This is a genomic window from Maribacter sp. (genome assembly GCF_049667165.1).
Lineage (GTDB): Bacteria > Bacteroidota > Bacteroidia > Flavobacteriales > Flavobacteriaceae > Maribacter_A.
The window spans coordinates 1-9888 of record NZ_JBATHS010000430.1 but is presented as its reverse complement, the minus strand read 5'-3'; the positions used below and the strand labels follow the sequence as shown (position 1 = coordinate 9888).

8 protein-coding genes and 1 pseudogene are annotated in these 9888 nt (G+C 41.9%); 6 read left to right on the top strand and 3 right to left on the bottom strand.

Features of this window, described 5'->3' with window-relative positions; translation table 11 throughout:
- Positions 1-353, bottom strand: a 353-nt coding sequence (locus WBM98_RS19125; RefSeq protein WP_424367617.1) for a response regulator, incomplete at its 3' end; no start/stop codon positions are given.
- Between the two features lie 12 nt (positions 354-365).
- The gene (locus WBM98_RS19120; protein ID WP_424367616.1) at positions 366-2153 is read right to left on the bottom strand and encodes an ATP-binding protein; all 1788 of its coding nucleotides are present in this window, start codon (positions 2151-2153) and stop codon (positions 366-368) included.
- A gap of 195 nt (positions 2154-2348) precedes the next feature.
- Between WBM98_RS19120 and WBM98_RS19115 the strand changes: the two genes are divergently transcribed.
- The 4 genes from WBM98_RS19115 to WBM98_RS19100 all read left to right on the top strand — a co-directional run bounded on the left by WBM98_RS19115 (position 2349) and on the right by WBM98_RS19100 (position 8222).
- Complete coding sequence (locus WBM98_RS19115) at positions 2349-3638, top strand: dipeptidase (RefSeq protein ID WP_424367615.1); 1290 nt, start codon at positions 2349-2351, stop codon at positions 3636-3638.
- Positions 3639-3812: 174 nt separating this feature from the next.
- Entirely contained in the window at positions 3813-4583 is a 771-nt protein-coding gene (locus tag WBM98_RS19110) for an outer membrane lipoprotein-sorting protein (protein WP_424367614.1), read from the top strand.
- 57 nt (positions 4584-4640) lie between these two features.
- On the top strand, positions 4641-7670 hold the full coding sequence (locus tag WBM98_RS19105) for a WD40/YVTN/BNR-like repeat-containing protein (RefSeq protein WP_424367613.1): 3030 nt from the start codon (positions 4641-4643) through the stop codon (positions 7668-7670).
- Between the two features lie 141 nt (positions 7671-7811).
- Positions 7812-8222: a glyoxalase gene (locus WBM98_RS19100; protein ID WP_424367612.1), complete on the top strand. Its 411-nt coding sequence runs from the start codon at positions 7812-7814 to the stop codon at positions 8220-8222.
- Here WBM98_RS19100 and WBM98_RS19095 read toward each other — a convergent pair.
- Positions 8211-8891: a DUF2461 domain-containing protein gene (locus WBM98_RS19095; RefSeq protein ID WP_424367611.1), complete on the bottom strand. Its 681-nt coding sequence runs from the start codon at positions 8889-8891 to the stop codon at positions 8211-8213. The two genes, WBM98_RS19100 and WBM98_RS19095, sit on opposite strands and share 12 nt — an antisense overlap.
- Positions 8892-8986: 95 nt before the next feature.
- Between WBM98_RS19095 and epsC the strand changes: the two genes are divergently transcribed.
- The gene (gene epsC / locus WBM98_RS19090) at positions 8987-9778 is read left to right on the top strand and encodes a serine O-acetyltransferase EpsC (RefSeq protein ID WP_424367610.1); all 792 of its coding nucleotides are present in this window, start codon (positions 8987-8989) and stop codon (positions 9776-9778) included.
- A pseudogene (cysM, locus tag WBM98_RS19085) lies at positions 9771-9888 on the top strand (cysteine synthase B); the annotation flags it as partial. The gene epsC and the pseudogene cysM, both read left to right, overlap by 8 nt.

Sequence of the window (9888 nt, the reverse complement as noted above, 5' to 3'; positions counted from 1 at the left end):
CTCGCCACCCGAACCAATAGTTCGGTGGGGCTAACAGGTTTGGAAATGAAATCATTGGCCCCCATTTCAAAGGCATTTAAAACATTTTCCTCATTCCCTGCACTTGATATGATTATTATTGGGACTTTAGAATTCAATTCATTCCGCACGAAGCCGATCAATTCCATTCCGGAAAAATAGGGCATCATAATATCACTCACGATGATGTTGGGCAAGCGGGTGGACAGAACTTCCTTTGTTTCCTTCCCATCACGGCAATGAATCACATCATAACCGCCTTTTTCTAGGCGGAACCGTAGTAAGGAAGCCAATAATTCATCATCTTCTGCCAGTAAAAGCGTTTTCTTCTCCATTATATCTTACTTCTATTCTTCAAGCTTCTCCAATTCGTTATCAATGGCATTCTCAACCAATTCATACTCTTTTATAAAGGTCAGTTTCAAGTCGTTCAATGCAGAACCATGGGTCATTGGGTCAGATTGGGCAAGGGAATGTATCTTTTTTACAATATCCAATAAACTATGCGCCTCCACCATTGCTACACCTGCCTTGATCTTATGGGCCGCAAAGGCCAGATTCTCCCAATCCGCATTTTTTATATGAACACTGCAAGCGCCTATGAACTCTAATACATTATGCTTGAATAAGCGTACCAATTCGTTCAAAAAGCCCAAATCGCCCATACTTTCTTTTTGTATGGTCTTTAAACTTGCCTTTGGGGTAAAACTATCTGTGGTTTGCATGGTGATGGTTTTAGGTGGCCTATTCGGGATTGAACACTCACCCCCTATTCCGAGGTTTGCAATTTTAAGCAAGAGTTCTTCAGCGCTATAGGGTTTAAGAATAAAGTCATTCAAACCGACGGCTTTCCCGTTTTCTTTTTCACTTATGGTAATATCAGCGGTAATCGCGATGACAGGGATACTGTTTATGATGTTACTCGCATTGGTCCTGATCTTATTCGTGATGACATACCCATCCATAACGGGCATCCTAAGATCCATCAGCACCAAATCGACCTTGTTCTTAGCGATATAATCCAGTCCTTCCGGTCCATTTTCGGTAATGAACACCTTACAGCCCCATTTTTTCAAACGTACCTCGATCAGGCGTTGGTTCATGGTATTGTCCTCAAAAACCACCAAGCTCATATCCCGTACCCTTTGTTTGGCGAAAGCCAAAGCCTCGATATCGGTAATTGATTTTGCTACATTGCTTTTATCCCCTCTTTCATAGGGTATTTCGAATGTGAAGGTAGTTCCTTTGCCGATTTTGCTTGACACCGTGATGGTTCCCCCTAAGAGTTCAATGTTCTGTTTTACAATATGCAAGCCTAGGCCACTGCCGCCATATTTGGCGAAGGTATCGTCCCCAACTTGCTTGAATGAATCGAAAATATCCTCTAAATGTTCTTGGGCTATCCCGATTCCGGTATCGGAAACTTCAAAGGCAAGCATCAATTTTTTATGTCGTTGGCTCTTTTGGGTAATGGAAAGTCTTATTTCCCCTTTTTCAACAAATTTTATGGCATTCCCCAAAAGATTGAGAAGTATTTGCGAAAGCTTGCTGGGATCCCCTTTCAAGATGTTGGGAATTCCCGGTTCCACTTCCAACGTCAACGCCACATCCTTCTTCGTGATCAGCGTTTTACACAGGTATTCCACATTATCAAGAACACTTTTGAAATTAAAATCAATATGCTCGATAACCTCCAATCCTTCCGATAACTTGGCATATTCAAGCAGTTCATTGACAATTTCCATGAGGGTATCCGAGGCATTCTGGATCGCTTCGACCTTCATAAGCTGATTTTCGGTCAAGCGTTCTTCCTTTAGCAGATCACCGAACCCTTTGATTCCGTTCAACGGGGTCCTGATCTCATGACTCACCCGGGCGATAAGTTGTGTCGCCTTAGGACCTGCCTTTTGTTTGGCAATCTTTTTTTGCACGAGTACACCGTGGTCTTCTATCCCTAGGGTTTTGTGGCCCGGTCTTGAAGATGTATTGAAAAGCAAATCCTCCAAACAGGTTTTGAAAGTTTCAAAGGTCTTTTTTAATTCAGAACCCTGGCTTGAACTCAGTTCCTCATAGGAATATTCCTTCAATTCAGATTCTAAAAATGATAAGTGCGAAAGTATTCTAGTAGCTTTCAATGGGTAGGTCGATTTGGGTTGGTTTTGTTCTTCTACATTTGGTTTCCCTTGTATTTTACAGGAAAGAAGGGAATGGTCTATGATCTAATAATTCCTTAAAACTCAGGATTACAAGGCTCCTGTGCAATAAATTGTTATCGAATGGGCGTATAATGTTGTCAAATTGCTTTATTTGTAGGTGTAAAAATAAAAGCCATGAAATATATTAGTTGCCTCGGTTGTCTTTTAGTACTCCTTTCTTGTGCTAATCCCCAGAAAAAAACAGGACTGGGAGCGGAAGGCAAGGTTCGTGAAATTCATGAAAAAGTCATCACAATCGACACCCATGACGACATCAATGTTGCGAATTTTACCCCTTCGGTCAACTACACCCAAAGACTAAATACCCAGGTGAACATACCCAAGATGGAAGAAGGTGGTTTGGATGTCGCTTGGCTGATTGTTTATACCGGTCAAGATTCGTTGAACGCTTACGGGTACGAAAAGGCAGCAGCCAATGCCATGGCCAAGTTCGAAGCGATTCATAGGCTTTGTGAGGAAATTGCGCCTGACAAAATCGAACTCGCCTTGACCTCAGACGACGTGCGTCGCATCATAGCCGCCGGAAAAAAAGTGGCCATGATCGGGGTTGAGAATGCCTATCCCATGGGAGAGGATCTTTCCAATTTTGAGAAATACCATCAAATGGGCGCGCGATATGTTTCCCTATCCCATAATGGCCATAGCCAATTTTGCGATTCGAACACAGGGGAAGAAGACGGAATATGGTTATATAATGGTTTAAGTGAGTTGGGTAAAACCGCTGTAAAAGAGATGAATAGACTCGGAATAATGATTGATATATCCCATCCATCAAAGGCATCGATGATGCAAATGATCGCATTGTCAAAGGCCCCTATTATCGCTTCGCATTCTTCTGCAAGGGCCCTATGTGACCATAGCCGAAATTTGGACGATGAGCAATTATTGATGCTCAAGGATAATGGGGGTGTCGTACAGACGGTCGCCTTCAAATCCTATTTGAACACTGCAAAAAGTGAGGCGCTTTCGGCGTATAGAAAGGACCTCTACAAAAAAGTAGCGGACTCCCTTGGTATGCCCTGGTTCGAAAGAAATGAAGTCACCGGGTTTAACGATATTGAAAAGGGGGCATACATGGAAAATTATCGGAAAGTGAAGGAAATTGGGGATGCTCTTGCCACTAAAAGAAGTGATGTGCCCCCTGGGGTCAATGTATCGGATTTTGTGGACCATATTGACTATATGGTGAATTTAATAGGAATCGATCATGTAGGCATCAGTTCTGATTTTGACGGTGGCGGCGGAATCGAAGGCTGGGAAGATGCATCGGAAACCATGAACGTGACTGAAGAACTGGTTAAAAGAGGGTATTCAGAAGAAGCGATTGAAAAATTATGGGGAGGCAACCTATTGCGCGTACTTGATGAAGTGCAGGCTGTGGCCGCATCGCTTGCCAAGTCTTGAATTGCCTGATACCCATAAAAAAGCTTCGATTCAAGTTTATCCAGGGCCTATTTCATGCTATTTTAGCGAAATCCTCAAAATAACCACGGTATAAATACAAATAAAAAAATCAATTTTTGTAACAATCCCATTATATTTGATACCAACACATGTAAATTAATTAAAAATTTGAAAATGAAAACACTAAAACTATGCATTGCCCTATTTGCCATTACCTGTATTGCACCCTTAAGTGCACAAACGGCAGATGAGATACTCGACACTTATTTTGAAAACATAGGTGGCTTGGAAAAACTCAAAAGCGTCGAAGGAATTAAAATGATGGCGAAAGTCAATCAACAGGGAATGGAAATACCTTTGGAAATCCTACAATTCAGCGATGGGAAGCAAATGACCATCATCAGTTTTCAAGGAAAGGAAATCAAACAGGGTGTCTTTGACGGTGAAACCTTATGGAGCCATAACTTCATGACCATGAAAGCGGAAAAAAGCGACGCAGAGGCCACGGCAAACTTTAAATTAAACACAAATGATTTTCCTGATTCTTTCATCGATTATAAGGAAAAGGGATATACCGTTGAATTGTTGGGTAATGAAACCATTGATGGCACGGATACTTTTAAAATAAAATTGACTAAAGAACCTATTACGGTTGATGGAAAACAGGAAGAAGATGTTTCTTTTTATTATTTCGATGTTGATAACTTTGTTCCCATTGCGGTTCAATCCGAAGTTAAGACCGGTCAGGCCAAAGGCATGGTGCAAGAAGTTACCTTCAGCGATTATCAGGAAGTAGATGGTTTGTATTTCCCGTTTTCAATGACCCAAGGCGTAAAAGGCCAACCCGGCAGTCCGTTGACCATAGAATCCATTGTTTTAAATCCTACTGTTGAAGCGTCCGCATTCGCCTTTCCAGATGAGATGGAAGTTGAAGAAAAAAAATAACCAAGAACATGAAAAGCCCTTGAACAAGGGCTTTTTTTTATCAAAAACCACCTTTACATGAAACGAATCTTAACCCTTATAGCCCTTTTGGGCCTTGTTGTACCGTATTCAGTGAATGCGCAAGACGAAAAAAACGACGGTAAAACCCTGTTCGGAGATATGACCGCCAGGCATATAGGACCTGCCCTTATGAGCGGCCGAATAAACGACATGGAAGTGCATCCGACCAACAGTAGAATCATCTATACTGGAACAGCAGGCGGAGGTGTATGGAAATCAAATGATGCAGGTGCGACGTTCAATCCGATCTTTGATGATTATTGCCAGTCCATTGGTGCAGTGACCCTAGACCCTAGTGATCCTGATAATACCATCTACGTAGGTACCGGGGAAACATGGACAAGAAATAGCGTATCTGTTGGTGATGGATTGTATAAATCAATTGATGGCGGTGCCAACTGGAAGAAACTTGGGTTCGATAAATCGGAGCGTATTGCCAATATCATCGTGAATCCAAAAAACCCAAAGGAAATCTATGTTGGCGTATTAGGGGGCCTTTGGGGTGATAGCGAGGAAAGAGGTGTCTTCAAATCCACTGATGGCGGTACGTCTTGGGAAAAACTTCTTTACGTAAACCCAAAAACAGGCTGTGCCGACCTTACTATAGATCCCAGTGATCCCAATGTGCTGTATGCTTCGATGTGGGAATTTAGGCGAACCGGTTGGGGTTTTGAATCGGGAGGTGACAATAGTGCATTATACAAGTCAACCGATGGTGGCGCAACCTGGAATAAAATACACAACGGTTTTCCGTCAGGTAAATTAGGAAGATTGGGTATCGCAGTGGCCCCTTCGAATCCTAAGGTACTCTATACGGTTATCGAGGCGGAAAAAGATGAACGCAAGGGGTTGTATCGAAGTGATGACGCCGGAAATTCATGGAAACAATTGAACAATGATTTTGGGATTACCGTTAGGCCATTTTATTTTTCAAGGATCGTCGTAGATCCCCGTGATGAAAATGTCATTGTTAAGGGAGGCCTTAGTGGTTCTATCTCTAGGGACGGAGGAAAAACATTCAAGGATCTCGGGAATATGCATAGCGATATTCATGATATAGCCTTTAGTATTAAGGATTCCGATATCATGTATGTTGGCACCGATGGTGGTGTTTATCGTTCTTGGGACGGAGGCACCAATATGGAGATTGTCGAGAACCTACCTTTATCGCAGTTTTATCAAATAAGCGTAGACGATGAAACTCCCTATAATGTATACGGTGGGTTACAGGACAATGGTTCATGGTATGGCCCTTCCTCCTCCCCTGGTGGTGTAGAGGCCCGAGATTGGAACTCGGTGGGTTATGGAGACGGTTTCCGTGTCTTAAAACACCCCACCAAGAATATTATATATTCAGAAATGCAGGGTGCAGAAAATGTATGGCGTTATGATGTCGATAAAAGATTGTCGAAAACCATTCAACCCCTACCTTCAAAAGGTATAAAAAAGCTTCGCTTTAACTGGAATGCACCAATGGCAATCAGCGCACATCAACCCGATCGTTTTTATATGGGTAGCCAATACCTTCATAAATCGGAAGATATGGGAAATACTTGGAAGATCATTTCCCCTGATTTAACCACCAATGACCCTGCAAAACAAGCCCAGGAAACTTCCGGGGGCCTGTCTAAGGACAACTCGGGAGCCGAAAACCATACAACCATCTTTACCATTGCGGAATCACCACTTGATGAGAATGTCATTTGGGTAGGCACCGACGACGGCAATGTACAGGTGACCCAAGATGGGGGCAACACATGGACAAATACTGTTGCGAACATTACGGGACTCCCAAAAAACACATGGACCTACCATATCGAAGCTAGTGTTTTCGAAAAAGGAACTGCCTATGCCGTTTTTGAAGGGCACACTCAAAACGACATGACCCCATATGCATATAAAACCACAGATTTTGGTAAAACATGGACGAGTATCATCACCGATGATGTGGTTGGTTTTGTCAGAAATATCCAAGAAGATTATGTAAATCCAGATCTATTGTTCCTGGGTACTGAATTCGGATTGTATATTACTATTGATGGCGGTAAGAACTGGAAAAAATTCACCAACAATATGCCGGCTGTTGCAGTACATTTCATCGATTTACAAAAGGCGACCAACGATTTGGTCATGGGAACACATGGCCGCGGGGTGATCATTATCGATGATATCTCCCCATTGAGGGAAATCAACGAAGAAGTGTTGAGTAAGAATGTCCACTTCTTCACCAGCAAACCGACGGTTATTGATGAAACGAGCAGCTTTTCAGGCAATTTTGGTGCTGAAACCCAGTTTGTAGGCCGTAATAAAACGAAGGATGCCCAGATAAAATACTATTTGAGCAAAAGACATACGTTCGGAAAGATGACCATGGAAATACAGGATATGGAGGGCAATACCGTTATGGAATTAGGTCCGGGTAAATCCAAGGGCATCAATATCGTCAACTGGGGAGGCAAAATAAAGCAACCCAAGGTGGCTAAAGGAAAGACGTTTTCATTCGGCGGCTTTACCTCACCATCTGTGCCGGCAGGAACCTATAAAGCGGTAATGACCAAAGGAAAAGAAACCTTTGAGCATACGTTCGAATTGGTATATGATCCTAAATCCCCATTAACAAAGGAAGAAAGGGTCCTTAAAAATGAGACCACCATGAAAATGTATGACATGACCCAAGAATTGGCCTATTTAGTCTACGAGCTAGACAAAATAATCGTCCAATCAGAGACGGACAAAAATACCAAAATGGTGGATAAATTGAATGCACTTAAAGAGACCTTGGTCATCACCACAGGGGATAATTATGTCGGCTCCGCCGAACCCCAATTACGTGAAAAAATGGCTGATCTTTATAGCAAATTAGCGGACAACTATGACAAACCCACAAGTTCGGAACTGGAAAACCTGACCATTATCTCCGAACGGTTTGAAACGGCAAAAACGGATTTCATGAAGTTGAAGAAAAAATTCAAAGCCAAGGAAGGATTTGATATGATGTCCTTTGAGGAGTTTTTAAAGAGCAATTAGTAGCACTGCTCTGATCGAACAAAAAGACCATTGGTGCATATTCACCAATGGTCTTTTTTTGTTCATAATTTCGTTAAAAACTAAAAATGAAGTCTTTTAAGAAGGCGTTTTAAACGATTAACTTTAATAAAACTTCATATCATGAGCAATAGATCCAAAGGTCTTCTGCAAATTCGCCCGCAAATTATCACCGCCAAAGTCAATCCGAACATGAGTTTCGACGAGCAATTTCAAAATAGAACCTTACGCCCGATCATAAAGCTGCAAAACGAATTATTGCTGGCTGTCTTCCAGAATTATATCACCAAGCATAAAAACCGATTTTATGAGTTGAGCCTTGAAAACAGGCTTGTCTACATAGAAAATGCCATTCAGAAAGACATTAAGTTCAGAAACTCCCTAAAGGGTATCATCATAGGGCAGCTTACGGCCGAGGAATATGCAACCTATATAAAAAACTCCTCCGCACTGAATAAGCGTATGATGCATATGGTGATCGAACGACTTAAAAACCAAATGCAAGTATTTGAGATTGCAGTCCTAGTCCAGTAACGATTCCCCATTTAGGTTGGTCGTAAGAATATCGCTCATGAGGTCGAAATAGGGTCGAATGGCTTTAAAGGAATCGTCAACCATTTTAGCAAATTCCTTAGATAGCACTTCCTTGTCTGAAAATTTTCGCACAAAAATGTATTGCTTCTTTTTGATAAGATCAATATCCTGATGCGATTTATCAAATCCCTTGGGGGCTGTTTTTACCTCGTCACCAATAAGACTACCCCAGATTTTCTTAAACGATGCCTCGTTTATTACCTTTTTGAATTCCTCGGCATCCAATTCCAACTCCTTTCGAATACGCAGCAAATCCTCCTTATTGGGTTCCCAAAATCCGGCAGCGATAAAACTGTCCCCAGGTTTGATGTGAATATAATAACCACCCCTTAATCTTGCTCCTGCCCTAGCGAACGATCCCCCAAAATGCGCTTTGTACGGTGTTTTGTCTTTAGAAAAACGCACGTCCCTATAAATTCGGAATAGTTTTATTTTTTCAATTTCATCATGTTTTTTAAGGTGATCCATTGCGGCAGCATAAAATGCTTTTACATCAGATTCTACCGATTTAAAACTCGATTTATTTTCCGTAAACCACTCACGGTTGTTGTTTCGTTCCAATTGCCTTAAAAAATCAAAAGTGTCTTTCGTAATTATCGGATGCTGCATTCGTCTTATATTAGGGTTATTTAAGCTAAAGTTAACCAAATGGAAGAAACTGCTTTTAAAATAATGATTAATTTAGATTCTCAAATCACTACCCAATGGACCAACAAGCGATCATCGATAAGATTAAACAACATAAAAAGCAACCTAACCTAAGGTTTGCCTTAAAGGAAAAGGTAGAGTTGTTCACGAACAAGTTATTTTATACCCTTTTTGATATAGATACCCCTGTAGCCGAGAATCTTGAGACCTTGAAAGCCGATTTTGAGGTGCTGGCCAAACTGGCCTGTTGGGAATGTGAGAAACCCTGTGGTAAAATATGGAATGGCTATTTGGAATCCTTGCCCAGGATACTTGAAAGTCTTAACCTCGATGCCGAAGCCATCATGGACTGCGATCCAGCATCAATGTCGATAGAAGAGGTTTATTTAGCCTATCCGGGGTTTTATGCCATTGCCATTTATAGGTTGTCGCATGAACTTTATAAAGCGGGATTCCCTTTGGTACCTAGACTTATGACCGAATATGCGCATAGTAGGACTGGGGTCGACATCAACCCAGGGGCCCGTATCGGGAAATCGTTCTTTATTGACCATGCAACGGGTGTTGTTATTGGGGAATCGGCCATAATCAAGGACAATGTAAAGATCTATCAGGGGGTTACCCTTGGGGCCCTTTACGTTGCCAAGGATTTAAAACAGACCAAAAGACACCCGACCATCGAAAACAACGTGACCATTTATGCCAATGCCACCATCCTCGGCGGGGAAACCGTAATTGGACAGAACAGTATTATCGGGGGAAACGCATGGATAACGCAATCCGTACCCCCCAATTCAAAGGTTTTTCATACACCGAAAATAAAAATCAAACCCGAGATCAATGGCTAAAACGATACTTGATATTATAGGGAACACGCCTTTAATTGCATCGAAAGTACTCAATACCAACCCCAATGTCACCCTTCTTTTCAAGTTGGAAGGCCATAATCCCGGAGGCA

Coding starts and splice junctions, on each gene's coding strand:
- WBM98_RS19100 (WP_424367612.1), top strand. CDS start 7,812: ATGAGCAATAGATCCAAAGGTCTTCTGCAAATTCGCCCGCAAATTATC.
- WBM98_RS19095 (WP_424367611.1), bottom strand. CDS start 8,891: ATGCAGCATCCGATAATTACGAAAGACACTTTTGATTTTTTAAGGCAA.
- epsC (WP_424367610.1), top strand. CDS start 8,987: ATGGACCAACAAGCGATCATCGATAAGATTAAACAACATAAAAAGCAA.
- WBM98_RS19110 (WP_424367614.1), top strand. CDS start 3,813: ATGAAAACACTAAAACTATGCATTGCCCTATTTGCCATTACCTGTATT.
- WBM98_RS19115 (WP_424367615.1), top strand. CDS start 2,349: ATGAAATATATTAGTTGCCTCGGTTGTCTTTTAGTACTCCTTTCTTGT.
- WBM98_RS19105 (WP_424367613.1), top strand. CDS start 4,641: ATGAAACGAATCTTAACCCTTATAGCCCTTTTGGGCCTTGTTGTACCG.